Source organism: Bacillus sp. FSL R5-0709 (genome assembly GCF_038004785.1).
Classification (GTDB): Bacteria; Bacillota; Bacilli; order Bacillales; family Bacillaceae_G; genus Bacillus_A; species Bacillus_A mycoides.
In genome coordinates this window covers 4,378,158-4,403,977 of the sequence record NZ_JBBORT010000001.1, presented here as the reverse complement: position 1 = coordinate 4,403,977, position 25,820 = coordinate 4,378,158, and the positions used below count along the sequence as shown (strand labels likewise).

The 25,820-nt window shown below is 36.6% G+C and carries 26 protein-coding genes and 1 pseudogene; 21 read left to right on the top strand and 6 right to left on the bottom strand.

Annotated features, from left to right (window positions below; translation table 11 throughout):
* Positions 1-27: 27 nt before the first annotated feature.
* The 6 genes and pseudogenes from MKX37_RS22530 (at position 28) to MKX37_RS22505 (ending at position 2,689) form a co-directional block, all read left to right on the top strand.
* Positions 28-360 carry a cupin domain-containing protein gene (locus MKX37_RS22530; protein WP_016120887.1) on the top strand — a complete coding sequence of 111 codons (333 nt, stop codon included), beginning with the start codon at positions 28-30 and terminating at the stop codon, positions 358-360.
* Positions 357-1,151, top strand: coding sequence for a GNAT family N-acetyltransferase (locus MKX37_RS22525; RefSeq protein ID WP_002129377.1), 795 nt, complete (start codon positions 357-359; stop codon positions 1,149-1,151). Before MKX37_RS22530 ends, MKX37_RS22525 begins: the two co-directional genes overlap by 4 nt.
* A 3-nt stretch (positions 1,152-1,154) precedes the next feature.
* Positions 1,155-1,499 (top strand): DUF6176 family protein, encoded by a 345-nt coding sequence (locus MKX37_RS22520; protein ID WP_016120886.1) that lies wholly within the window; start codon positions 1,155-1,157, stop codon positions 1,497-1,499.
* Positions 1,500-1,570: 71 nt separating this feature from the next.
* A complete protein-coding gene (locus MKX37_RS22515) occupies positions 1,571-2,026 on the top strand; it encodes a GNAT family N-acetyltransferase (protein WP_016120885.1) in 456 nt (151 codons plus the stop codon).
* Between the two features lie 102 nt (positions 2,027-2,128).
* A pseudogene (locus MKX37_RS22510) lies at positions 2,129-2,419 on the top strand (anti sigma factor C-terminal domain-containing protein); the annotation flags it as partial.
* Between the two features lie 63 nt (positions 2,420-2,482).
* Positions 2,483-2,689 carry a hypothetical protein gene (locus MKX37_RS22505; RefSeq protein WP_002129372.1) on the top strand — a complete coding sequence of 69 codons (207 nt, stop codon included), beginning with the start codon at positions 2,483-2,485 and terminating at the stop codon, positions 2,687-2,689.
* Positions 2,690-2,734: 45 nt separating this feature from the next.
* On the opposite strand, the gene pepQ is transcribed toward MKX37_RS22505, so the two are convergent.
* The gene (gene pepQ, locus MKX37_RS22500) at positions 2,735-3,832 is read right to left on the bottom strand and encodes a Xaa-Pro dipeptidase (protein WP_002184836.1); all 1,098 of its coding nucleotides are present in this window, start codon (positions 3,830-3,832) and stop codon (positions 2,735-2,737) included.
* Between the two features lie 149 nt (positions 3,833-3,981).
* Here pepQ and MKX37_RS22495 point away from each other — a divergent pair, with 149 nt between their 5' ends.
* Positions 3,982-4,665, top strand: a complete 684-nt coding sequence (locus MKX37_RS22495; RefSeq protein ID WP_002129370.1) for a metal-dependent hydrolase — start codon at positions 3,982-3,984, stop codon at positions 4,663-4,665.
* A 40-nt stretch (positions 4,666-4,705) separates the two neighbouring features.
* Here MKX37_RS22495 and MKX37_RS22490 read toward each other — a convergent pair whose 3' ends face one another.
* Complete coding sequence (locus MKX37_RS22490; protein WP_002184837.1) at positions 4,706-4,864, bottom strand: hypothetical protein; 159 nt, start codon at positions 4,862-4,864, stop codon at positions 4,706-4,708.
* Positions 4,865-5,111: 247 nt separating this feature from the next.
* Here MKX37_RS22490 and MKX37_RS22485 point away from each other — a divergent pair, with 247 nt between their 5' ends.
* Both MKX37_RS22485 and MKX37_RS22480 read left to right on the top strand, forming a co-directional pair.
* A complete protein-coding gene (locus MKX37_RS22485) occupies positions 5,112-6,425 on the top strand; it encodes a DRTGG domain-containing protein (protein WP_002034295.1) in 1,314 nt (437 codons plus the stop codon).
* A gap of 213 nt (positions 6,426-6,638) precedes the next feature.
* Entirely contained in the window at positions 6,639-6,902 is a 264-nt protein-coding gene (locus tag MKX37_RS22480; protein WP_002034294.1) for a DUF3949 domain-containing protein, read from the top strand.
* A gap of 8 nt (positions 6,903-6,910) precedes the next feature.
* Here MKX37_RS22480 and MKX37_RS22475 read toward each other — a convergent pair whose 3' ends face one another.
* Positions 6,911-7,216: a YtpI family protein gene (locus tag MKX37_RS22475; protein ID WP_078421844.1), complete on the bottom strand. Its 306-nt coding sequence runs from the start codon at positions 7,214-7,216 to the stop codon at positions 6,911-6,913.
* 315 nt (positions 7,217-7,531) lie between these two features.
* On the opposite strand from MKX37_RS22475, the gene MKX37_RS22470 reads away from it, so the two are divergent.
* On the top strand, positions 7,532-8,464 hold the full coding sequence (locus MKX37_RS22470; protein WP_002167586.1) for a DHH family phosphoesterase: 933 nt from the start codon (positions 7,532-7,534) through the stop codon (positions 8,462-8,464).
* A 51-nt stretch (positions 8,465-8,515) separates the two neighbouring features.
* Here MKX37_RS22470 and ytrI read toward each other — a convergent pair whose 3' ends face one another.
* Entirely contained in the window at positions 8,516-9,019 is a 504-nt protein-coding gene (gene ytrI / locus MKX37_RS22465) for a sporulation membrane protein YtrI (RefSeq protein ID WP_002088948.1), read from the bottom strand.
* Positions 9,016-9,429, bottom strand: a complete 414-nt coding sequence (locus MKX37_RS22460) for a YtrH family sporulation protein (protein ID WP_002015507.1) — start codon at positions 9,427-9,429, stop codon at positions 9,016-9,018. Before MKX37_RS22460 ends, ytrI begins: the two co-directional genes overlap by 4 nt.
* 42 nt (positions 9,430-9,471) lie before the next feature.
* On the opposite strand from MKX37_RS22460, the gene dnaE reads away from it, so the two are divergent.
* The 8 genes from dnaE to MKX37_RS22420 all read left to right on the top strand — a co-directional run bounded on the left by dnaE (position 9,472) and on the right by MKX37_RS22420 (position 20,342).
* Positions 9,472-12,804: a DNA polymerase III subunit alpha gene (gene dnaE / locus MKX37_RS22455; protein ID WP_033707218.1), complete on the top strand. Its 3,333-nt coding sequence runs from the start codon at positions 9,472-9,474 to the stop codon at positions 12,802-12,804.
* A 133-nt stretch (positions 12,805-12,937) separates the two neighbouring features.
* A complete protein-coding gene (locus MKX37_RS22450) occupies positions 12,938-14,146 on the top strand; it encodes an NAD(P)-dependent malic enzyme (RefSeq protein WP_161793975.1) in 1,209 nt (402 codons plus the stop codon).
* A gap of 14 nt (positions 14,147-14,160) precedes the next feature.
* A complete protein-coding gene (locus tag MKX37_RS22445; RefSeq protein ID WP_002129364.1) occupies positions 14,161-14,805 on the top strand; it encodes a FadR/GntR family transcriptional regulator in 645 nt (214 codons plus the stop codon).
* A 185-nt stretch (positions 14,806-14,990) separates the two neighbouring features.
* Positions 14,991-15,860 carry an acetyl-CoA carboxylase, carboxyltransferase subunit beta gene (gene accD / locus MKX37_RS22440; protein WP_002015500.1) on the top strand — a complete coding sequence of 290 codons (870 nt, stop codon included), beginning with the start codon at positions 14,991-14,993 and terminating at the stop codon, positions 15,858-15,860.
* Positions 15,848-16,822 (top strand): acetyl-CoA carboxylase carboxyl transferase subunit alpha, encoded by a 975-nt coding sequence (gene accA / locus MKX37_RS22435; RefSeq protein ID WP_000818787.1) that lies wholly within the window; start codon positions 15,848-15,850, stop codon positions 16,820-16,822. Before accD ends, accA begins: the two co-directional genes overlap by 13 nt.
* Positions 16,823-16,950: 128 nt before the next feature.
* Positions 16,951-17,910, top strand: coding sequence for a 6-phosphofructokinase (gene pfkA, locus MKX37_RS22430; RefSeq protein ID WP_002015498.1), 960 nt, complete (start codon positions 16,951-16,953; stop codon positions 17,908-17,910).
* 53 nt (positions 17,911-17,963) lie between these two features.
* A complete protein-coding gene (gene pyk, locus MKX37_RS22425) occupies positions 17,964-19,721 on the top strand; it encodes a pyruvate kinase (RefSeq protein WP_002015497.1) in 1,758 nt (585 codons plus the stop codon).
* Between the two features lie 231 nt (positions 19,722-19,952).
* Positions 19,953-20,342 (top strand): FxsA family protein, encoded by a 390-nt coding sequence (locus MKX37_RS22420; RefSeq protein WP_002129362.1) that lies wholly within the window; start codon positions 19,953-19,955, stop codon positions 20,340-20,342.
* Positions 20,343-20,816: 474 nt separating this feature from the next.
* On the opposite strand, the gene ytvI is transcribed toward MKX37_RS22420, so the two are convergent.
* Positions 20,817-21,935: a sporulation integral membrane protein YtvI gene (gene ytvI, locus MKX37_RS22415; RefSeq protein WP_002129361.1), complete on the bottom strand. Its 1,119-nt coding sequence runs from the start codon at positions 21,933-21,935 to the stop codon at positions 20,817-20,819.
* A gap of 431 nt (positions 21,936-22,366) precedes the next feature.
* Between ytvI and MKX37_RS22410 the strand changes: the two genes are divergently transcribed.
* From MKX37_RS22410 to icd, 3 genes are all read left to right on the top strand, one after another.
* On the top strand, positions 22,367-22,828 hold the full coding sequence (locus MKX37_RS22410; protein WP_000625507.1) for a DUF441 domain-containing protein: 462 nt from the start codon (positions 22,367-22,369) through the stop codon (positions 22,826-22,828).
* Positions 22,829-23,247: 419 nt separating this feature from the next.
* Positions 23,248-24,363, top strand: a complete 1,116-nt coding sequence (gene citZ, locus MKX37_RS22405; protein ID WP_012261808.1) for a citrate synthase — start codon at positions 23,248-23,250, stop codon at positions 24,361-24,363.
* A gap of 160 nt (positions 24,364-24,523) precedes the next feature.
* Entirely contained in the window at positions 24,524-25,816 is a 1,293-nt protein-coding gene (gene icd / locus MKX37_RS22400; protein WP_002088934.1) for an NADP-dependent isocitrate dehydrogenase, read from the top strand.
* The last annotated feature ends 4 nt before the right edge of the window (positions 25,817-25,820 follow it).

Genomic DNA, 25,820 nt, shown 5'->3' with positions numbered 1-25,820 from the left:
ACGACTAATGAAAGGATGAGACAAAAGGTGGAAACTGCAAATTTATTAGAATTAACAAAGGACATTCAAGAACAACATAAAAACTTCGTCGTTTCAAATGTAAATAATCATTGCTTACGAATCGCCGTATTTACTGGTGAATATGATTGGCACTATCATTCTAATTCGGACGAATTATTCATTGTATTAGAGGGAGAATTACTTATTGATTTTCAAGATGGGGAGACAGCAATTTTAAAACCGAACGATTCCATCTTAATTCCAGCAGGAACAATTCATAGAACGAGAGCATTCAAGAGAACGGTAAATCTTTGTTTTGAAAATATAGAGGCGGATACGATTAAAGTGGAGCAATTATGAAAAAATTATCTGTAGCCCAGTATAGAAAAATCCTTCCGATTTTAGAAGGTCATACAAGGACAACAACCTTTGCTCATGCGGTATGTGATCAAATGATAGATGGTGAAGTTTTTGCAAACGAGAAGTTAACAGCAGGACTAATTCGTACAGCTAATGGTATCTATTATTTATTTGGTGATACGGATGATCAAAATTATAACGAATATTTATTTGCATATTTAAAAATGGCTATTGAAAAAACAGAGAAGAGATTTACATTGTTCACTTCGAGTGACGAGTGGGAAATGATGTTAGAAGAGCGTTTTAGTAATGCATTTCGGAACATCCCACGAATGACATTTCAATTTCAAAGAGAAGTTTTTGAAGATAGAAAAATAGAATTAAATAAAAATACATATGAAATTAAACGTATTGATAAAAGTGATATAGAACGAAGTAATGAATTTACAGAGGATTATTATAAAGAATATTGGGGATCAAAAGAAGTGTTTTTAAATAACGGCTTTGGTTTTTGTATAGAACAAGATGGGATGATTGTAGCCGAATGCGTCTCAATATTTAGAGGGAATGGTTTTGCTGAAATTGATATTGCAACACATGAAGCACATCAAGGGAAAGGGTTAGCTCAAGCTGTCGCAACACGTTTCATTGAACAGTGTATACAAAATCATATTACACCATGCTGGGATTGTAATGTAGATAATATTCCCTCGCAAAAATTAGCTAGTAAATTAAGCTTCCATAATCCAGTAGAATATGTTTTGTTTGTCCGCAAGAAAATGGGGGAATAAAAGATGAACGTAGAATTAACAAGATTCAAAGTCAAGCCAGGTAAAAGTCATCGCGTAGATGAATGGATGCAGCTTCTTAATGATAATATGAAAGAAGTGCTTTTGACATTAAACGACGAAAAGATGTATGTAGAGACAATTTTCCGGGAAATAAGAGATGGAGAAGAGTACTTATATTGGTATTCTGTGCAAGGAGAAGGCGGGGCTCATGTCGAAAATTCTCATCATGCAATTGATAAAAAGCACTTAGCGTTTTGGTATGAATGTATTGATGAAGAAGCACTGGCTGTCGATCTGAAGACGGAAGTCGTTATGATTCAAGATGTTGTGAAAGAAGCGATGAAATAATAGAGTAGTATTTTGTAAAGATAAACCATCCTCTTTTTTTGTGAAATATATATTATTGGGGATGCTGTAAGATGCGAATTAGTCATAAATATATCACTCTCAATGAAATAGAAATAATCAGAGACTCATTAGATAAATTGCATGAATATCATAACAGTAAATCAAAATATTTTTCTGGTGATTATCCAAGAATGACATTTGAGGAACGTATTGAAGATTATAAAAAAAATTCAAAGTACGGAGAATATAGAATTGAACTATTGATTGAGTTAGAAACAGATAATATATTAGGCTTTTGTATAGCGTATAGTAAAAGCGTAAGTGGGAAGATTGAAGTTTTATTTGTTGATGAAAAATATCGAAGAAACGGATTCGGTTTGAAATTAATGAATAGTGCAGTGGAATGGTTTAAAGAAAAGCAAGTAGATGACATTGAATTAATAGTAGTGTACGGAAATGAAGCTGTATCGTTTTATCAAAAGCTGGGATTTTATCCACGTTCAATTATTATGACAACTAAATCATAAAGATATTATGAGAATATATCTTTTAAATGAGTGGAAGTTTTTATTTCGAAAAAATTGATTTGTATGTTAAAAAATTAAAATATATGTGCTTTTTATTATGAAAATTTTTTTGGATTTGAAGGGAGTTATGCAAAAGTAACAGAAGGTGTGAAAAATGATTTAACAATAAACTCAAAAGAGTTTCTGTACCAAATGAAGTCTTTAGCAAAAAATAGTGAAGGTATACCAAGTGATTATTTTGAACAATATTATAAAGAAATAAAAAACATCAAACCAAAAGACCTACCAATATACGGTGTAGTTGTAACAGGGAAAACAGAGGATTTACAAGGTTTACAAGGAGCCCCATATATTAAAGCGGCTGTTAGAGGTGTAACAGTGGAGAAATATTAATTACAGTTAATTAATGTGAATAATCAGAAAATTTATGTTATAATATGGGAAAAGGAGGCTTATATGAGGCAAATACATGGAGCAATTTATATTTACATAACAATGTTTTTCGTAGGAGCATCTTATGGATTAGGGCATGTGTATTCGCATCCTATATTAACTTTTTTAAGCGGAGCATGTATGGTGTTTGCGTTTCTTGTGCACCTTTTCTCAGTATGGATCGTGAAATTTCAAATAAATATTAGTGAGATAGAAGAAGGCACTTTTTAAAGGGCCTTCTTTAATAAAAAGGTAGCGATCACGCTACCTTTTTTCTTATTTCACAAATTGTAATTCTTTCGGGAACTTCGTTAAGATTTCTGATCCGTCTTTTGTGATGTAAATATCATCTTCAATACGAACGCCGCCTACGTTTGGTACGTAAATACCTGGCTCGATTGTGAAGACCATACCTTCTTTTAATAGAGACTCATTGCCTTCTTTTACATCTGGATATTCGTGTACGCTAATTCCAAGTCCGTGACCAAGTCGGTGTGGGAAGAAGTCTCCATAACCTGCATCTGCGATAACAGAGCGAGCGGCGTTGTCAATTGCACCAAATGTAACGCCTGGTTTACATGCTTCAACTGCTTGTAGTTGTCCAGCAAGTACAGTGTTGTAAATGCGAGTTTGTTCTTCAGAAAGTTCACCAAATGCTACTGTACGCGTAATGTCAGAGCAATAACCTTCAATGATTACACCTAAATCAAATAGTACGAAATCACCGCGTTTCATTTTGTTTGCACCTGGAATACCGTGTGGAAGAGCAGAGTTCGCACCTGCTAATACCATCGTGTCAAATGACATTTTATGTATGCCTTTTGTTTTTAATTCGTGTTCAATGATTGCTAATACTTCTAGCTCACTACGATTTTCTTTAATTGCATTTACACCAACTTCAACAGCATAATCTGCCATTTTAGCCGCTTCACGCAAAATAGAAAGTTCTTTTTCGTCTTTAATTAAGCGAAGTTCGCGAACTTTCTCTTCAGCTGATTTGAAAGCTGCATTTGGGAATAACTTTGTTAATTCTTCGTAACGTTCTACGTTTAAATGTTCTTTTTCAATTGCAACTGCATTTGCATCAATACCACGATCTTTAATTGCTTTTGCAATCATATCCCATGGTCTGTCCGTATCAGTAAATCCGATAATCTCATGTGCCCAGCCAGCGTTACGTGCTTGGCCTTCTTCCATTTTAGGACAAATTAAAATAGGCTCTTTTTCTTGGAATACAAACATACCAAGTAGTCTTTCATGTGGTTCACAGTGGAAGTTTGTCATGTAGAAGACGTTCGGTGTAGAAGTTAAGAACGCAGCTTCTACGTTTTTTTCTTTTAGCCATTGCATTAAATTTTCTAATCTAGCATTCATCGATTGGCACCCCCGAGATATTTAATTACAAATATAACTTTACATCGGACGAAAGCGTTATGACAAGTAAATCGATGTTAGAAAAGACAGGGAATTGAGAAATCATGTAGAATAAAAAGTGTGAATGTGAATAGGGGAGGAATGTAATGATGAAAGTATCGTATCACGGGCATTCAGTTGTAAAGATTGAAACGAATGGAAAAGTTATTTTAATTGACCCATTTTTAACGGGAAATCCGAAAACAGATTTAAAGGCTGAAGATGTAAAAGTTGATGCGATTATTTTATCGCACGGACATGGTGATCATGTTGGGGATACAGTAGAGCTTGCGAAGAAAAATAATGCAGTTGTAGTAGCACCGTTTGAACTAGCAACATTTTTAGGATGGCAAGGTGTAAATACACATCCAATGCATATTGGAGGTTCACATGAATTTGACTTTGGAAAAGTGAAATTTACTCAAGCATTCCACGGCTCTAGTTATATTGATGAAGAAAATAAGACGATTACATATACAGGTATGCCAGCTGGTATTTTGTTTACAGCAGAGGAGAAAACGGTATATCATGCAGGAGATACTGCTTTATTCTCTGATATGAAGTTAATTGGAGAACTGAATAATATTGATTTAGCATTTTTACCAATTGGCGATAATTTCACAATGGGGCCAGAAGATGCTGTGTTAGCAGCAAAATGGATAGAGGCGAAAACAGTTGTACCGATGCATTACAATACGTTCCCAGTTATTGAACAAGATCCATATCAATTTGTAGGAAAGCTACAAAATTGTACAGGGAAAGTATTAGAAGCTGGAGAAAGTATTACACTATAAAAAAGAAACCCTTCATTTGAAATGACAAGTGAAGGGTTTTTTATGTGTGTAGTACAGTTTTTAAAGCCTGTATTTGTTTAGCTGATTCTTCTCGTTTTGTACGTGGCTGTTCAGGTGTTTCATTCAATTCCATCGCAACTTTTTTCCCATCTACGAAAGCTAAAAACACAGCACCTATAACCTCTAAAAACTTTTTCATAATGTATTCGCTCCTTTGTTTCATTTCTTGTCTTAATTGTATATTGAAGCGTGTGGACAAAACATCGAACGAGATGACAATACCATTACATTGTTGTAATAGAATGACTGGTGTAATGTAAGGAGCATTTTGTTATAAAAAAAATAGTACAGACATACAAAGAGAGAGTGTAACAGTTTTGGAAATATAGTATACTGAAAATACAACACATGAAGAATTTAGGGAAAAGAAAGTATGGTGAAACCATTTGGCTACCAAACATAATCAAATTTTAGAACATATTAATAGCCTGCCAGTAGGGCATAAAATTTCTGTGCGGCAAATTGCGAAAGATTTAAGTGTAAGTGAAGGGACCGCTTACCGTGCAATTAAAGACGCAGAAAATAAAGGATATGTTAGTACAATTGAACGTGTCGGAACAATTCGAATTGAACAAAAGAAGAAAGAGAATATCGAAAAACTGACATATGCAGAAGTCGTTAACATTGTCGATGGTCAAGTACTTGGAGGCAGAGAAGGACTACATAAAACATTAAATAAATTCGTAATTGGGGCTATGAAATTAGAAGCGATGATGCGCTATACAGAAGCAGGGAATTTACTTATCATCGGTAACCGTACGAACGCACATCAATTAGCATTAGAAACAGGGGCTGCTGTATTAATTACAGGTGGATTTGATACAGAAGAGCATGTGAAAAAGTTAGCAGATGAATTGAAATTGCCAATTATTTCGAGTAGTTATGATACATTTACGGTCGCAACGTTAATTAACCGTGCAATTTATGATCAACTTATTAAGAAAGAAATTGTACTAGTTGAAGATATTTTAACACCAATTGAAGAAACACTATATTTAAAGCCTAGTGACATAGTGCAGAAATGGCATGAGTACAATGAAGAGACGATGCATGGACGTTATCCAATTGTGGATGAAAATAAAAAGGTGTTAGGTATCGTAACTTCGAAAGATATGATTGGTGTTGCGAAAGAAACACCGATTGATAAAGTTATGACGAAACACCCTATTACGGTAAACGGAAAAATGTCTGTCGCAGCTGCAGCACGTATGATGGTGTGGGAAGGTATTGAATTACTTCCTGTTGTGGAGGATGGAAATAAATTGCAAGGTATCATTAGTCGTCAAGATGTACTTCAGGCCTTGCAGATGATTCAGCGTCAACCACAAGTTGGTGAAACGATTGATGACATTGTAACGAATCAATTTATGACGCCGAAAGAAGCAAAAAATGAGCATTTATATCAATTTTCAGTGACACCACAAATGACGAATTCAATCGGGACGTTATCTTACGGTGTATTCACAACAATTGTGACAGAAGCAACAAACCGCGTCATTCGTGCGCAGAAGAAGAGCGATTCAATTGTTGAGAACTTAACAATTTATTTCGTAAAACCGGTTCAAATTGATAATGTTGTATCGGTTCATCCGAAAGTATTAGAAATTGGCCGTAAATTTGGTAAGGTTGATGTAGAAGTACATCATGAAGGTAATGTTGTCGGGAAAGCATTACTTATGGTGCAGTTAATCGATAAATAAAAAGGTGGAACAAATCGCTTTGGTTTGTTCCATCTTTTTTGTTTTATTGGGTTTTGAAGCTGTTGCTAAAGATGTGGAGGAGTTTTAGCTGGAAATATATATATAAGGAGAGATGATTGTATAATTAGAAAAAACAGAATATTAATCCGTTTAGAGTGTATACTATGATATAATTAGATTGTAAGATAATGGATGTCGGAAGGGGGATGCAATATGTCATCAGAATTACTCTTTTTTGGTGGTATCGCACTCTTTTATTTCCTTGTGATGATACCAATTCAATACTTATACTTACAAGGATTAAATGAAAAAAAGAAACGAACAGGATTATCTCAGCAAGAACTATACAAACAGATGTCTTTTGGAGAAGAACAATTACATTTTCACGTGCAAGGTAATCCCTTTAATATACCATCTGCGTTTGTTGCATATATGATTTTGAAAGTGAAGGGACGTAAAAAAGCATCACAATGTTGATGCTTTTTTTACGTTGTTTTATAAGATTCGGCTTCTTTGACTGCTAATGGTAGAAAATGTTTATATTGGCGGAATCCATTAAATGTACTCGCGCTGCCAAGTAACATAAACAAAACACCAACGATAATGCGTGCAGTTGAAAGTTCTAAAAAGAATTGGTTTATCCCAAAGAATAGGACGAATAAGCCGAGTGCCATTGCGGATTTTCCAGAGAGCCAACCTTTCTCCATTGGACGGTCTGTACGAAAGAATTTTGTTTTATAGAAGAGGTACAACACAAATGAGATGATAATACAAAAGACGAATACTGGCATAATACACGCTCCCATCGATTGGTATAAAAATAACAATTTAGAAAAAAGAAAAATCTAAACTTTCTAACTTTTATTATAAAGCAATTGTTCGCATGTATGAAATGTTTTCCGTTATAATGGGGGATAAAGTGAAACTTTAATTAGTGTGGGGAGATCCCACGTGCTAATTATTAGCCCTCACCAATCGGGCTTTTACGTGCATCCAGGCTCCAAATTAATTTTGCCCCATTGTTTTTAATACTTTTGAGGTGGGAGTCTTACTACACGTTAATGCGGGATAAAATGAAGAAGTTGAATAAAAAGGAGATTATACATATGCATGAGCAAATTTTAGGAGCAATTAAAGAGTTTGATACAATTATTATTCATCGTCATGTACGTCCGGATCCGGATGCGTTAGGTTCTCAGTGCGGACTTGGTACAATTCTGCAAGAATCGTTTCCAGAGAAAAATATTTATATGGTTGGGTACAACGAGCCTTCTTTATCGTTTTTACGAGTAATGGATGATATTGAAGATAGTGTATATGAAGATGCACTTGTTATCGTTTGTGATACAGCGAACCAAGAGCGTGTTTGTGATCAGCGTTATGCAAAAGGAAAGATGTTAATTAAAATTGATCATCATCCAAATGAAGACCCGTACGGAGATATTACATGGGTGGATACGACAGCAAGTTCTACAAGTGAAATGATTTATGAATTTTACAGTTATGGAAAAGATAAAGGATTAACGATTTCAAAGGAAGCAGCTCGCCTTATTTTAGCGGGTATTGTTGGAGATACAGGTCGTTTCTTATTCCCAAATACAACAGCGAAAACACTTCGTTACGTAAGTGAGCTCGTTGACATGGATGTGAAATTCACAGATTTATACAATGAAATGTATAAGACGAAAGAAAAAATTGCTCGTTTAAACGGTTATATTTTACAAAACTTTACGATGGTAGAAGAAGGTGCAGCGTACATTAAATTAACGAAAGAGGTATTAGAAGAGTTTGATGTACTTTCTACTGAAGCATCTGGTGTTGTCGGAGCACTTGGTAATATTGATGGATTAAAGGCATGGGTTCTATTTTTAGAGGAAGATGATGTTATTCGTGTTCGTCTTCGTTCAAAAGGACCAGTTATTAATAAGTTAGCAATGCAATATAATGGCGGAGGACATCCGATGGCTTCTGGTGCAAAAGCATCTTCTTGGGAAGAAGCAGATCGCCTGTTTGCTGATTTACGTGAGCTGTGTAGATAAAAATTGTATGTTGAACGAAAGAGAAGGAGAGGCACAGAAGCCCTCCTTTTTTTATTTTTCTTTCTCTATATCAATACTAATTTCAAGTACGGTATCAAAAGAGACTGTGTCTACTTTAAAGCGGTATATACGATCGTAATGTTTGTACGTTTTATTTTCGATGACTTTTTTGAGCAGGTCTTTATTTTTTGCGATGCTTTGAATGTTTTTCGTTAAAAGATGCTGGAGATCATTATGGATAGAAGTGGTCATGTTTTCAAGTGTAAGATTGTCTAAATCATATTTTTTTCGATTTATAATTTTTATTTTGATTTCTTGAATTGTTAAGAGCCGTTTATTTTCTGTGTTCAATTTCTCTTGGTCTTCGAGAAGGACGTGGAGTTTTGCTTCTTGTTTTTCGATAATTTCTTTTTGTTCTGCTATTTTACTAGTTTGTTCTTCTTGAAATACACCGTATATGTACAAAAAAACAAACCAGCTCAATACTCCTCCAACAGCAGCGCCAGCTAAAACTAAATACCACCTTTTGGCTGTATTGGCACTGGGTACTCTCATACATGTTCCTGTGTAAGCCATTTAATAATAATAAGACCAGTTTGCATACCGCCAGTTGCAAAAAAAATAAGGAGAATTTGTTTTACGATATCTTTCATATCTCCGCCAAAGAAGCTTCTTTCAAAGCTATAAAAGGTATCGAACGTTCCGCCAATTGCTGCAACGAGTGCCCAAATTCTTAAATTTTGGGCGAATTGATTAATATAAGTTAGAGTTGGTTTTCCGATGAGAAATGCACCAAATCCGCCTATTAATGAACCACCAAGTATAACTCCAAAGGCAATAAAATAACTAATAATAAGCAGAGAGAAAAAAGTATGTTCTCTTACATCCATCGTCATTCCCCTTTCTTCTTCATATATATGGACAAAGTATGAGAAGTATGTTTTGATTTCCGCTTTCCTCATCACCTATAATAAAAGTAGTCACATAGGTAAAGAGAGGGTACAACAGTGAAGTTTGTGCATTTACAATGTCAAACCGTTTTTAGTTTATTAAAAAGTGCTTGTAAAATTGATGAGCTTGTCATTCGGGCGAAAGAGCTTGGATTTTCATCGCTGGCCATTACAGATGAAAATGTTATGTATGGAGTTATTCCGTTTTATAAAGCATGCAAGAAAAATGGTATACAGCCTATTATCGGCTTAACAGCTTCTATTTTTAGTGAAGAAGAAGAAAGGTCTTATCCACTTGTCTTACTTGCTGAGAATGAAATAGGCTATCAAAATTTATTAAAGATCTCTAGCAGCATTATGACGAAGTCAAAAGAAGGTATCCCGAAGAAGTGGCTTGCTCATTATGCGAAAGGGTTAATTGCAATTTCACCAGGGAAAGACGGAGAGATTGAACAGCTATTATTAGAAGACAAAGAGAGTCAGGCTGAAGAAGTAGCTCATACGTATCAAAATATGTTCAGCAATTTTTATATAAGTTTGCAGCATCATGCAATTCAAGATGAACTGCTTTTACAAGAAAAACTGCCTGAATTTATTAATAAGGTAAACGTTCCAGTCGTTGCAACAAATGATGTTCGCTATATTAATCAAAGTGACGCACTTGTTCATGAATGTTTATTATCTGTTGAAGGCGGAACGAAAATGACTGATCCAGATAGACCGAGAATGAAAACGGATCAGTATTATTTAAAGTCATCGGATGAAATGGGAGCACTATTTTCTCATGCTGAGGAAGCGGTTCAAAATACAATAACAATCGCGGAACGTTGCCAAGTAGAAATTCCTTTCCATGTAAATCAATTACCGAAATTTCCTGTTCCATCTAACGAGACGAATGATACGTATTTGCGCCGTGTTTGTGAAGAAGGCTTGCAGAAACGCTATGGTACGCCGAAAGAAGCGCATATAGGACGTTTGGATCATGAATTAAATGTTATTTCTCGTATGGGATTTAGCGATTATTTCCTCATCGTATGGGACTTTATGAAATATGCACATGAAAATCATATTTTAACTGGGCCAGGCCGTGGATCGGCAGCTGGTTCACTCGTTTCTTACGTATTGGAAATTACAGATATTGATCCGATTGAATATGAATTATTATTTGAAAGGTTTTTAAACCCTGAACGTGTGACACTTCCAGATATTGATATTGATTTTCCAGATATAAGACGTGATGAGATGATTCGATATGTGAAAGATAAATATGGTCAGCTTCGTGTTGCTCAAATTGTAACGTTCGGAACTCTTGCAGCGAAAGCCGCAATTAGAGACATTGCTCGTGTAATGGGGCTCCTGCCAAGAGATATTGACATATTTTCAAAACTTATCCCATCAAAGCTTGGTATAACGTTAAGAGATGCATATGAGGAATCGCAATCGCTCCGTGAGTTTATACAAGGGAATCTGTTACATGAGCGTGTGTTTGAAATTGCAAAACGTGTAGAGGGATTACCGCGTCATACGTCTATTCATGCAGCTGGCGTTATTATGAGCCAAGAACCGTTAACGGGAAGTGTAGCGATTCAAGAAGGGCATAACGATGTTTATGTTACGCAATATCCAGCTGATGCATTAGAAGAACTTGGATTGCTCAAGATGGACTTTTTAGGCTTACGTAATTTAACGTTACTTGAAAATATTATAAAATTTATTGTTGAAAAAACTGGGAAACAAATTGATATAAGAAATTTACCTCTGCAAGATGAAAAGACGTTTCAATTGTTAGGAAGAGGGGATACAACAGGTGTATTCCAGCTTGAATCAGGTGGTATGCGAAATGTACTTCGTGGGTTAAAACCGAATGAATTTGAAGACATAGTCGCTGTTAACTCGTTATACAGACCAGGACCGATGGAACAAATTCCAACCTTTATTGAATCGAAGCATGGGAAAAGACGAATTGAATATTTACATCCGGATTTAAAGCCGATTTTAGAAAGAACATACGGCGTAATTGTATACCAAGAACAAATTATGCAAATCGCATCGAAGTTAGCTGGATTTTCGCTTGGAGAAGCGGATTTGCTGCGCCGTGCAGTGAGTAAAAAGAATCGTGATATTTTAGATCAAGAACGTAAGCATTTTGTTCAAGGTTGTTTGGAAAACGGATACGATGAGACATCTTCAGAACAAATTTATGATTTAATTGTAAGATTTGCGAATTACGGTTTTAACCGAAGTCACGCTGTAGCTTACAGTATGATCGGATATCAGCTTGCATATTTAAAAGCAAATTATACGCTGGAATTTATGACTGCGTTATTATCAAGTGCAATTGGAAATGAAGATAAGATTGTGCAGTATGTACGAGAAACGAAGCGGAAAGGTTTTCACGTTTTACCGCCGTCTCTTCAGAGAAGTGGTTACAACTTCCAAATAGAAGGGAATGCGATTCGATATAGTTTACTTTCGATTCGGAATATCGGAATGGCTACCGTGACGGCATTACTCGAAGAACGAGAGGAAAAAATGTTCGAAGATTTATTTGAGTTTTGTCTTCGTATGCCATCAAAATTTGTAACAGAGCGAAATTTAGAAGCGTTTGTCTGGTCTGGTTGTTTTGACGGTTTTGGTGTTTCGAGGACGACGTTATGGAGAAGTCTTAAAGGAGCGTTGGAGTATGCAAATCTTGCACGTGATTTTGATTTAGGGGATGCTGTTCCGAAATCAAAATACGTACAAGGAGAAGAGCTATCCTTTATTGAACAGTTAAATAAAGAGAAGGAAGCACTCGGTTTTTATTTATCTAGCTATCCGACAGCGCAGTATGCGGAACTAGGAAAAGAATTAGAAATTCCATCTCTTGCTCAGGCGATGCGACATAAGAAAAAAGTACAAAGAGCGATCGTATATATAACAAGTGTGAAAGTTATTCGTACGAAAAAGTTGCAAAAGATGGCGTTTATTACATTCTGTGATCAAAATGATGAAATGGAAGCCGTTATTTTTCCAGAAACGTATATACATTTTTCAGACAGGTTACAAGAAGGTGCAATCGTTTTAGTTGATGGTACGATCGAGCAAAGAAATCATAAGTTGCAATGGATCGTGAATGGACTATATCCGCTAGAAGAAATGGATGTTTATGAAGGAATGAAAGAAGCGTCTGTTTACGTGAAATTGCCGTCTCAATATGAAAAAAAGCTTGTAAATCAAGTTACCAAAATATTGTTTGATTATTCAGGTTTTACGAAAGTACTAATTTATTATGAAAAGGAACATAAAATGGTACAATTATCTCGAAGTTTATCGATTCATCCAAGTGAAGAATGTCTAGGAGCACTTCGTGAAATTGTCGGTGACGAAAATGTCGTTGTGAAAATATAATGGACAATTTCCCTACACTTCGATTATTATAGTAGTAGTGTTCGTGGTCAGACCACTTGGAGAAATTGATATCAGCAAGCATAATTTGAGGAGAGTGGATAGTTTGTCAACACTTCGTGAAGAAGCACTTCACATGCATAAAGTGCATCAAGGAAAATTAGAAACTGTATCAAAAGTAAAAGTAGAAAATGCAAAAGATTTAAGTCTTGCATATTCTCCAGGGGTTGCAGAGCCTTGTAAAGAAATTTATGACGATAAAAGTAAGGTATATGAATATACAATGAAGGGAAATATGGTAGCAGTTGTGACAGATGGAACGGCTGTACTTGGTCTTGGTAACATTGGACCTGAAGCATCTCTTCCAGTAATGGAAGGTAAAGCTGTATTATTCAAGAGCTTTGCTGGTGTAGATGCATTCCCGATTGCCTTAAATACAAACGATGTAGATAAAATTGTTGAAACTGTAAAATTAATGGAGCCAACTTTTGGCGGTGTAAACTTAGAAGATATCGCAGCGCCAAACTGCTTCGTTATTGAAGAACGTTTGAAAAAAGAGACAAACATTCCAATATTCCATGATGATCAACACGGAACAGCTATCGTAACAGTAGCAGGCCTTGTGAACGCGCTGAAGTTAGTTGGAAAGAAAATGTCTGACATTAAAGTTGTCGCAAATGGTGCAGGTGCAGCAGGTATTGCAATCATTAAACTTTTATATCGCTATGGTGTACGTGACGTTATTATGTGTGACCGTAAAGGTGCAATCTATGAAGGTCGTCCTGTCGGTATGAATCCGGTGAAAGATGAAGTTGCAAAATATACAAATAAGAGTCGTATAGAAGGTTCTTTAGCTGATGTTTTACAAGGTGCGGACGTATTCATTGGTGTATCTGCAGCAGGTGCATTAACTGAAGAGATGGTTCGTACAATGAATGACGATGCAATTATTTTTGCAATGGCGAATCCGGTTCCAGAAATTATGCCAGAATTGGCAAAAGCAGCGGGCGCAGCTGTTGTTGGAACAGGTCGTTCTGACTTCCCGAACCAAGTAAATAATGTACTAGCGTTCCCAGGTATTTTCCGCGGTGCACTTGATGTACATGCGACACAAATTAATGAAGAAATGAAGATGGCAGCTGTACAGGCCATTGCAGAGCTTGTATCAGAGGATGAGTTGAATGCAGATCATATCATTCCAGCACCATTTGACGCGCGTGTAGCGCCTCAAGTAGCGGCTTACGTTGCGAAAGCAGCAATGGAGACAGGAGTAGCTCGCCGTCAAGTAGATCCAAATGAAGTCGCTGAGAAAACAAAACAATTAGCGCTGATTGGTAAAGAATAAGCGAGGAATTTCCATTGACATCATCAAATACAAAAGTATATCTCGAAATTGTAAAAAAAATCCGTTCCATTATGGAAGAGGATTGTTTAGTAGCAGGGGATCGGTTGCCATCTGAGCGTGAGTTAAGTTCACGCTTAAATGTTGGACGTTCCTCTGTAAGAGAAGCATTACGTGCGTTAGAACTGGTAGGATTAATTGAAACGAGACGTGGTGAGGGAACGTTTATTCGAAACTTTTACGATAACGGTCTTGTACAATTAATTGCTCCGTTCTTGCTGCAAGATGAGAAAACAATTCGTGATTTATTACAAACAAAACGATTGCTTGAGAAAGATATGATTCGACTTGTATGTAATTTACCGAAAGAAACGTTTTCTGAAGTACTAAGTAAATTACACCAAGTGCTTGAAGAAAATGAAAGCTCAATTCCGGTGCTTCATCAAACGTTCTTTAAAACACTTATTGAACAATTCAATAATTATTTACTCTATCGCATTTGGATGATCGTAAATGATTACGTTGCAACTCTTTCTTGTGAAGTTTCAGGAGATTCTATCGAAATGTATAGAAAGCTTTATGCTACTTTGGAAGTGAAACAAGAAAATGATGCGTTAAAAATTTACGATGAATTAGTAGAGAATATACAGTTTCACTCGTAATGTATAAAATTTGTCGAAATGACCATGACACGTTATGACAAACATTCTACCGCATAGCGGTTAAAGTTAAACGTAAAGAGAGAGGTTATTAGACAGATTGAGAAGATAAGGCTAACATCAAACATTGGTGTTAGCCCCATTTTCTTCTTACGCTAACCTTAGCTCTCAATGAAGGGGGTCAAATTGTGCTAAGAGATTTATTCGTGAAAAAGAAAAAGTACGCTGCAATACCTTCAGAACAAGTACGAAAAGATGTACCAGATGGCGTTATGACAAAATGTCCGAAATGTAAAAAAATCATGTATACGAAAGAGCTTCTTAAAAATTTAAAAGTATGCGTGAATTGTGGATATCATCATCCGATGAATGCATGGGAACGCCTTGATAGTATATTGGACGAAGGTTCATTTCGTGAGTATGACAAAGAGATGGTTTCACTAAATCCACTTGAGTTTCCGGGATATGAAGAGAAACTAGAAAACGATCGTAAGAAGACTAAATTGAATGAAGCGGTTGTAACTGGTGAAGGAACAATTGATGACATGCTTGTTGTTGTTGCAGTAATGGATTCTCGTTTTCGAATGGGCAGCATGGGCTCTGTTGTAGGAGAGAAAATTGCCCGTGCGGTTGAAAAGGCATACGACTTACAAGTTCCATTTATTATCTTTACTGCGTCGGGTGGTGCTCGTATGCAAGAAGGGATATTAAGTTTAATGCAAATGGCAAAAACAAGCGTAGCTTTGAAAAAGCATAGTAATGCAGGAGGGTTATTTATTTCTGTTATGACTCACCCAACGACGGGCGGGGTTTCAGCGAGTTTCGCTTCACTTGGTGATTACAATCTTGCAGAGCCAGGTGCACTTATCGGATTTGCTGGTAGACGCGTAATTGAACAAACAGTGCGTGAGAAACTGCCGGAAGATTTCCAAACGGCAGAATTTTTACTAGAGCACGGTCAATTAGATGCGGTGGTGCATCGTGATGATATGAGAGAATCACTCCGTAAGATTTTAGAAGTTCATCAAGGAGGGGAAATGGCTGTATGGCAGAGCTAGAATTTGAGAAACCAGTTGTTGAGCTAAGAAATAAGATTCGTGAACTGAAAGACTATACGAAAAACAGCCAGATGGACTTCAGTGAGGAGATTCGTATTTTGGAAGACAAGCTAGAAAAACTAGAGGAAGATATATACGGCAATATGAAAGTATGGGACCGTGTTCAAATTGCTCGTCATGCAGAACGACCGACAACGCTCGATTATATTGAGCACTTATTTACTAATTTTTTTGAATGTCATGGAGATCGCCTATTTGGCGACGATGCAGCGATTGTCGGCGGCATTGCGAAATATAAGGGGATGCCCGTAACTGTAATTGGGCACCAACGCGGAAAAGATACGAAAGAAAATATTCGTCGTAATTTTGGGATGCCTCATCCAGAAGGATATCGAAAAGCACTGCGTCTAATGAAACAAGCGGAAAAGTTTAATCGTCCCATTATTTGTTTCATCGATACGAAGGGAGCTTATCCTGGTAAAGCAGCTGAAGAACGTGGACAAAGTGAGGCAATTGCCCGTAATTTATTTGAAATGGCGGGTTTAACTGTACCTGTTATTTGTATCGTTATCGGTGAAGGTGGTAGCGGTGGTGCGTTAGGTCTTGGAGTAGGAGATTACATTCATATGCTGGAAAATTCCACTTATTCTGTTATTACACCAGAGGGTGCGGCGGCGATTCTTTGGAAAGATGCTGGTAAAGCAAAAGAAGCTGCAGAAGCGATGAAAATTACAGCATTAGATTTGAAAGAATTAGGTGTAATTGACGAAATTATTCCAGAGGCAAAAGGCGGAGCACATCGTAATGTTTTGAAACAATCAGAAAATATAGATTTAATGCTTAAGAAAACTTTTGAACAATTAAGCGGAATTTCGAAAGATGAATTAATCGAAAAACGTTATGAAAAATATATGAAAATTGGGCAAGTTTCGTTTTCAAACGCTTCCATTGGGATAAAATAAGAAAAGCGTGCGTTCCTCTTCGCGAATGCACGTTTTTATTATGAAAAGACACATCTTCTCCATTGTGTTTTTGTATTTTTTCGTGTTATTTTATTATAAGGCAAATAATCTTTATGAGGTGAGTACAAATGAAACGTATTGGTGTATTAACAAGTGGTGGAGATTCACCTGGTATGAATGCTGCCATTCGTGCAGTTGTTCGTAAAGCGATTTTCCATGATATTGAAGTATATGGTATTTACCATGGATACGCTGGTTTAATTTCTGGTCATATTGAAAAATTAGAACTTGGTTCTGTTGGCGATATTATCCACCGTGGTGGTACAAAATTATATACAGCAAGATGTCCTGAGTTTAAAGACCCAGAAGTACGACTAAAAGGAATCGAGCAATTAAAGAAACATGGTATTGAAGGACTTGTCGTTATTGGTGGAGATGGTTCGTACCAAGGCGCAAAAAAATTAACTGAGCAAGGATTCCCATGTGTAGGTGTACCAGGTACAATCGACAATGATATCCCTGGAACAGACTTCACAATTGGTTTTGATACAGCTTTAAATACTGTTATTGATGCAATTGATAAAATCCGTGATACAGCTACATCTCATGAACGTACATATGTTATCGAAGTAATGGGACGTCACGCTGGAGATATCGCATTATGGGCTGGTTTAGCTGATGGTGCAGAAACTATCTTAATTCCAGAAGAAAAGTATGACATGGAAGATGTTATCTCTCGTCTGAAACGCGGTAGTGAACGTGGTAAAAAGCACAGTATTATCGTTGTAGCTGAAGGTGTTGGAAGTGCAATTGACATCGGTAAGCACATTGAAGAAGCAACAAGCTTTGATACTCGTGTAACTGTATTAGGTCACGTACAACGTGGTGGATCACCAAGTGCACAAGACCGTGTATTAGCTAGTCGTCTTGGCGCAAGAGCAGTTGAATTATTAATTGCTGGTAATGGCGGACGTTGTGTTGGTATTCAAAATAATAAACTTGTTGATCATGACATTATCGAAGCGTTAGCTCAAAAGCATACAATCGATAAAGATATGTATCAATTATCTAAAGAATTATCTATCTAATCGGCTTAATGCCTTGTATTTGGGAACGGTTTCATAATTTTCGGAGGTGCAATATGCGTAAAACTAAAATTGTATGTACTATAGGTCCTGCTAGTGAAAGTATTGAGAAATTAGAGCAATTAATGGAAGCGGGTATGAACGTTGCTCGTTTAAACTTCTCTCATGGTAGCCATGAAGAGCATGGAGCTCGTATTAAAAATATTCGTGAAGCTTCAAAGAAAACTGGTAAAACAGTTGGTATCTTACTTGATACAAAAGGTCCAGAAATCCGTACACATGACTTCGTAGACGGACAAGCTGAGCTTGTAACAGGTGCAGAAGTAATTCTTTCTACTGAACAAGTATTAGGAACTGCAGAGAAGTTCTCTGTATCTTATGCTGGTCTTTATGATGATGTTGATCCAGGTTCTCGTATTCTAATCGATGACGGTCTTATCGAACTAGAAGTAATCGAAAAAGCTGACGGAAACATCCGTACAAAAGTATTAAACAGCGGAACTGTAAAAAATAAAAAAGGTGTTAACGTACCAAACGTAAGCATTAAGCTTCCTGGTATCACTGAAAAAGACGTGCAAGATATCGTTTTCGGTATCGAGCAAAAAGTTGATTTCATCGCAGCATCTTTCGTACGTAAAGCATCTGATGTATTAGAAATTCGTGAATTATTAGAAGGGCATAACGCTCAATACATCCAAATCGTACCAAAAATCGAAAATCAAGAAGGTATCGACAACATCGATTCAATCTTAGAAGTTTCTGACGGTTTAATGGTTGCTCGTGGTGATATGGGTGTAGAAATTCCACCAGAAGAAGTACCATTAGTACAAAAACGTCTAATCAAAAAATGTAACGTATTAGGCAAACCAGTTATTACTGCAACACAAATGTTAGATTCTATGCAACGTAACCCACGTCCAACTCGTGCGGAAGCAAGTGACGTAGCAAACGCAATCTTCGATGGAACAGATGCAATCATGCTTTCAGGTGAAACTGCTGCGGGTCAATACCCTGTAGAAGCTGTAACAATGATGGCTAACATTGCGGTACGTGTTGAAAAATCATTACAATATGAAGATATGTTCAAAAAACGTATTAAAGAGTTCACACCAACAATTACAGATGCAATTAGCCAATCTGTTGCGCACACAGCACTTGCTCTTGATGTAGCTGCAATCGTAGCTCCAACAGAAAGTGGACATACTGCGAAAATGATCTCTAAATACCGTCCGAAATCTCCAATCGTAGCTGTAACATCTGACGAGCAAGTAGGACGTCGTCTTGCACTTGTTTGGGGTGTTCAAGCATTTATGTCTGAGAAACGTGCAGCTTCTACTGACGAAATGTTAGATACAGCAATTCAAACAGGTATGGATGCGGGTCTAATCGGACTTGGAGATACTGTAGTAATCACTGCTGGTGTTCCGGTTGCTGAAACTGGTACAACAAACTTAATGAAAATCCACGTTGTTGGTGAAAAAGTTGCTAAAGGGCAAGGAATCGGTCGTAAATCTGCAAAAGGTAAAGTAGTTGTAGCGAAAACAGCTGCTGAAGCTGTAGCGAACGTAAACAAAGGTGATATCCTTGTTACAACAAGCACAGATAAAGATATGATTCCTGCAATTGAAAAAGCTGCTGCTCTAGTTGTAGAAGAAGGCGGTCTAACAAGCCATGCAGCTGTTGTAGGTGTATCAATCGGTATTCCTGTTATCGTTGGTGTAAACGGCGTAACAACAACTTTAAAAAATGGCCAAGAAGTAACAGTTGATGCAGCACGCGGAATTGTTTATAATGGACATGCGGAAGTGCTATAAGAAGTAATACGGAGAGAAGGATCGGAGTCCTTCTCTTTTTTTTACACAAAAATGGATAGAGATAGCTTTAAATACCTGAAATCGCTTTGAAAAACGTTTATTATAATGTTTAGTGGAAGAGGGTTATTTGTCCTTTATGAAGCTTGTATGAGCGTTTTAAGGGGCTTATAAGGGGTTTTGCAAGGGTGATACTTTCAAACCTTTTAAATGAAATATGAAGGAGTGCGAGCTATGAAGTGGTTACTGTTCTTACTTATTTTAGTGCCGGCGATTGAGATTACGGTGTTAATAGGATCGAGTCATGTAATAGGTTTATGGTCTACGTTCGCTATGATTGTATTTACGGGTATTGTGGGTGTATATTTGGCGAAACGACAAGGGTTTAAAGTACTTAGAGAGATTCAATTTAGGCTAAATAGAGGAGAAATGCCGGGTGATGCGGTTCTAAATGGTATTTTTATATTCGTAGGAGGTATTCTTTTAGTACTGCCTGGATATGTGACGGATATAATAGGTTTTATCTTTGTTGTTCCTATAACGAGGGCTTTATTGAAGCCGGCTGTTATGAAGTGGATTGATTGGAAATTTAGAAAGAGAACTACTATTATTGTTCAGAAATAACGCGTAGATTATAGCGATCTACGCGTTATTTTTTTATTTGCTATTTATAGTCAATCGTTAGCTTCCTGCTCGGGTTGGATTTTTGTTAGTTATTAAACGATAGGATGCAGAGGGTTCTTGTGAATGAAAAGTGTTACATTAGGATGCTGTTTTTTGCTTGTAGTAAGATTCGACTAGTGAGCAGAAGTTAGACAGGAGAAGAAAAATTACTGATTAAAGGGTTCATCTGCCTCGTTTTGTATATTTATTCGTTTACATAAAAAGTAATAAATGTAAGTAATAATTATAAAATATATAGAATAAAAATGTATTTTCGTCCTAAAATATGCGTTTTTATGCAAAAAAATAAGAGGATTATCCTTTTTTGGGAAATTCTCTTATAGATGTAGGTAGTACAAAAAAGTACAGTGAGTAATCAGTGGGAATTTCCCACTGATTACAGTTGATTTTTTATTGTGTATGAATTAGGAAATATTATTTTGATGGTGAACCCTTAATGAATTTCCATAAGTCGTGGAATACATGAGCTTTGTGTAATGTATTAAGTAGTACTAATATGACTGGACCGATGATTAATCCTAAAAAACCAAAGAGCTTAAAGCCGACAAATAGAGCGATGAGTGTCGCTAATGGATCTAGTCCAATATTAGATGAAAGTACTTTTGGCTCCATGATTTGTCTTTGGACAATCACGACGATGTATAGGATGAGAAGACCGATGGCGAATGCAGTATCGCCTGTGAAAAATACGTATATAACCCAAGGAACGAATACGGCTCCAGTTCCTAAATACGGGAGTAAATCTACAACCCCTGTAATAATCGCGATAGTAATTGCGTATGGCACGCGTAATATTAAAAGGCCGATTAGTACAATGATAGTTGTCATAGATACGAGTGTAAGTTGCGCTTTAACAAAACCAAACAAAGCTTTTCTTAAATCGACAAAAATAGTTTTTCCGTATCCATGCAAACGATTAGGTAGAAGTTTTCTTACTTTATGAGCAAGACGGTGCCAATCGTAACTAATGAAGAAGGTGGCTAATAAGACGAAGACAAGGACAGTTAAAGTTGTTGGTAATGCACTAATGAAATTTGTTAACCCACTTATAATGGCGGTTAAAAGTTCTTTCATTTGTGTCGTTGCTTCGGTGCCTAAGTTTTGAATGTTTTGTGTAATAGTGTATCGCTGTGGTTCTCCGAGATGATTAAATTTAGAGATTAAATCATCATAGAGAGGCATAATATGATTAAGTGCAAATTGTTGGGCGAATGCAACGATATCTGGAAACTTAACTGTAACAATTTGTAGTAAGTACGTTGTGGCAGATATTGCTTCAGTTACAAGGTATGTAACAAGTCCAACGATAGCTCCGAATACGAGAATTAAGCTAACGAGTACCGCTAATGCGCGAGGGAATTGTAGTTTTTGATTAAGGAAATTGACGACAGGATTAATCAAATAAGCGAATGCAAAAGCGATAATAAAAGGGTAGATAAGACCTGACATGTACAGCAATGCATAGAACCCAACTACCGTTGCTACAATGACAAATATGAGTCGTAATATCATATATAGTAAGTTTCGGTTCAAAGATGTATACCTCCCATTCCAATTTGGATTATCCTAATTCGTTCAACTTATAACTAGTGAGATTCACTGATCAAAGTTTCACTTTATGTTATAGTGGAATGATGGATTTAGCCTGCTTCTGCAGCGGATTAATGACTACAGAAGCTTGTTGGTGATGCTTCTACTATATGGTAAAAACTTCATTTTCTCTCCTTTTTATTTTACCTGTTTCTTATTATAAAAGAAAGGAGAGACATCCGCTTTTAAATGTATATGCATGCTTTATTTTTTTCTGGTTAAAGTCTTGTTTGTAATTTTGAAATGCGCATGAAAATCAATTTGTTTCTTTATTATAATTGGTAAATACGCATCGATATAGCATGTATAACGATAGGTTTAAAGGTATTTTTGTTTGGAAGCGAGTTCATTATTTTCAGAAAGGAAGTGCAAACATGATTAGTCAGTCAACGTTATTTTTATTCATACTACTTATTATAGGACTTATTGCTAAAAACCAATCGCTTACTGTAGCTATTGGAGTGTTATTCTTATTGAAATTTACGTTTTTAGGAGATAAAGTCTTTCCTTATCTACAAACGAAAGGGATTAACCTTGGTGTAACAGTCATTACAATAGCAGTGCTCGTACCGATTGCGACAGGGGAAATAGGCTTTAAACAACTCGGAGAAGCAGCGAAATCGTATTATGCATGGATTGCTTTAGCCTCAGGTGTGGCGGTCGCTTTGTTAGCGAAAGGCGGCGTACAATTATTGACGACGGACCCACATATTACAACCGCACTTGTTTTTGGGACAATTATAGCTGTAGCTTTATTTAATGGAGTCGCTGTAGGTCCATTAATTGGGGCTGGAATTGCCTATGCAGTTATGAGTATTATACAGATGTTTAAATAAGGAATTTTATAGTAATATAAAATTTTTGAATTCTTTCTGTTCACAAAAGTCAGATAATTGTTTATAATAGGATTAGAAACTTTGAAAAGTTACATAACAGCAGAGACTTTACACCAGATAAAATAAAAACAACATAAAACAATTTTATAATGATATTGTTTTATGTTGTTTTTATCATAAACTCTTCGGAATTCATTTTCCTCACTAACTTGTTGTTCTGAGCGTGAGGATTCGGGGAGACATTCACGCTCATGCTTTCCATGTAAGCAATGGACAAAAAGAGGGGAACATCGCAATAAATTTGCATGAACGTGCATTTTGCTTGCCTAAAGAGTGAACGAGCGTTCATAATTTATAAGGGGAGCAAATAGATATAAGGAGCAAGGTTGGGAGAATTTTCAGGAAAAGGAGAGAATGTCATGACTGTTATTCGAGGTTTAGAAGGGGTAGTAGCAACAACATCATCTGTGAGCTCTATTATTGATGATACATTAACTTATGTTGGGTATAATATTGATGATTTAGCTGAGAATGCTACGTTCGAAGAAGTAGTGTACTTATTATGGCACCGCAAGCTTCCTAACGAAAAAGAACTAGCGGAATTTAGTGGAACAGTATCTGAATACTATAAGGTACCAGGTGAGGTTTTAACATATTTGAAACAAGTAGATTTAAAAATCGCGCACCCGATGTCGGTTTTACGAACTGCGATTTCCATGCTATCATTATATGATGAGAGCGCTGAAATAATGGATGGAAAGTCTAATTATTTGAAAGCGGTTAAATTACAGGCTCAAGTCGGAACTTTAATTGCGGCTTATGCAAGAATTCGCAAAGGTTTAGATGTTGTTGAGCCAAGAAAAGATCTATCATTAGCTGCAAACTTCTTGTACATGTTAAATGATCGTGAGCCAAATGAAGTTGAAATTGAGGCTTTTGATAAGGCACTTGTACTTCATGCCGATCATGAGTTAAACGCTTCTACATTTACTGCACGTGTTTGCGTAGCTACACTTTCAGATGTGTATTCTGGTATTACAGCAGCAATCGGTGCATTAAAAGGTCCTCTTCACGGCGGGGCAAATGAAAATGTAATGAAGATGTTAACTGAAATTGGCGAAGAAGAAAATGTAGAATCATATATTCATAATGCTCTTCAAAATAAAGTGAAAATTATGGGATTTGGTCATCGCGTATATGAGCATGGTGATCCACGCGCGAAACACTTACGCGAAATGTCTAAGAGATTATGCGTGCTTTTAGGAGAAGACAAATGGTATAATATGTCTATCAAAATTGAAGACATTGTAACAAAAGAAAAAGGTCTTCCACCAAATGTTGATTTCTATTCAGCTTCTGTATACCATTGTTTAGGAATTGACCATGACTTATTTACACCTATCTTTGCAATTAGCCGTATGTCAGGCTGGTTAGCTCATATTCTAGAACAATATGAAAACAACCGTTTAATCCGTCCGCGTGCTGATTATGATGGACCGACACATCAAGTGTACGTTCCGCTAGCGCAACGATAAGCGAAAAACACTATTTTGATAGTGAAAATACGCTTTCAAAAGTCTGATTTTTTTGGGAAGATGTAATGATTAGAATATTTAAATTTGACTAACGGTTTGAACTGAGGGGTTATTCCCTCAGTTTCATACATATGAAATTTCAAACATGGGGGTTATCACATTGACGACAGGTGAAAAAATTACTGTAACTAATGGTGTTATGAATGTACCAAACAATCCGATTATTCCATTTATCGAAGGAGATGGAATTGGTCCTGATATCTGGGCTGCAGCATCTCGCGTAATAGAAGCAGCAGTTGAAAAAGCTTATGATGGTGAGAAGAAAATCGTTTGGAAAGAAGTGCTTGCAGGGGAAAAAGCATTCAACCAAACAGGCGAGTGGTTACCAGAAGAGACTTTAAATTTAATTCGTGAATATTTAATCGCAATTAAAGGTCCACTTACAACTCCAGTTGGTGGTGGTATTCGTTCTCTAAACGTTGCGCTTCGTCAAGAGTTAGATTTATATGTATGTCTACGTCCAGTTCGTTACTTTGAAGGTGTTCCTTCACCTGTAAAACGTCCGGAAGATACTGATATGGTTATTTTCCGTGAAAATACAGAAGACATTTACGCTGGAATTGAATATGCACAAGGTTCTCCAGAAGCAGAAAAAGTTCTTGCTTTCTTAAAAGAAGCAATGGGTGTTAATAAAATCCGCTTCCCAGAAACATCAGGGATTGGTATTAAACCAATTTCAGAGGAAGGGACAAAGCGTCTTGTTCGCGCTGCAATTCAATATGCAATTAACGAAAAACGCTCTTCTGTTACATTAGTTCATAAAGGAAACATTATGAAATTTACAGAAGGTGCTTTCAAAAACTGGGGTTACGAAGTAGCTGAACAAGAATTCGGCGACAAAGTATTTACTTGGGCTGAATATGATCGCATTGTTGAAAAAGATGGAAAAGATGCAGCGAATAAAGCGATGGCAGACGCAGAAGTGGCTGGGAAAATCATCGTAAAAGATTCTATTGCAGACATCTTCTTACAACAAATTTTAACTCGTCCACGTGAGTTTGATGTTGTTGCAACAATGAACTTAAACGGAGACTACATCTCTGATGCACTTGCTGCACAAGTAGGTGGAATTGGTATTGCACCTGGTGCAAACATTAACTATGTGACTGGACATGCTATCTTTGAAGCTACACATGGTACAGCTCCAAAATATGCAGGTTTAGATAAAGTAAACCCATCTTCAGTTCTTCTTTCTGGTGTATTATTATTAGAGCACTTAGGATGGAACGAAGCTGCAAATTTAGTAACTGATTCAGTTGAGAAAACAATTGAATCAAAAGTAGTAACTTATGATTTCGCACGCTTAATGGAAGGTGCAACAGAAGTGAAATGTTCTGAGTTCGCTAATGAACTTATTAAAAACATGGATGTAGCGATAATCAAAAACGCATAATTAA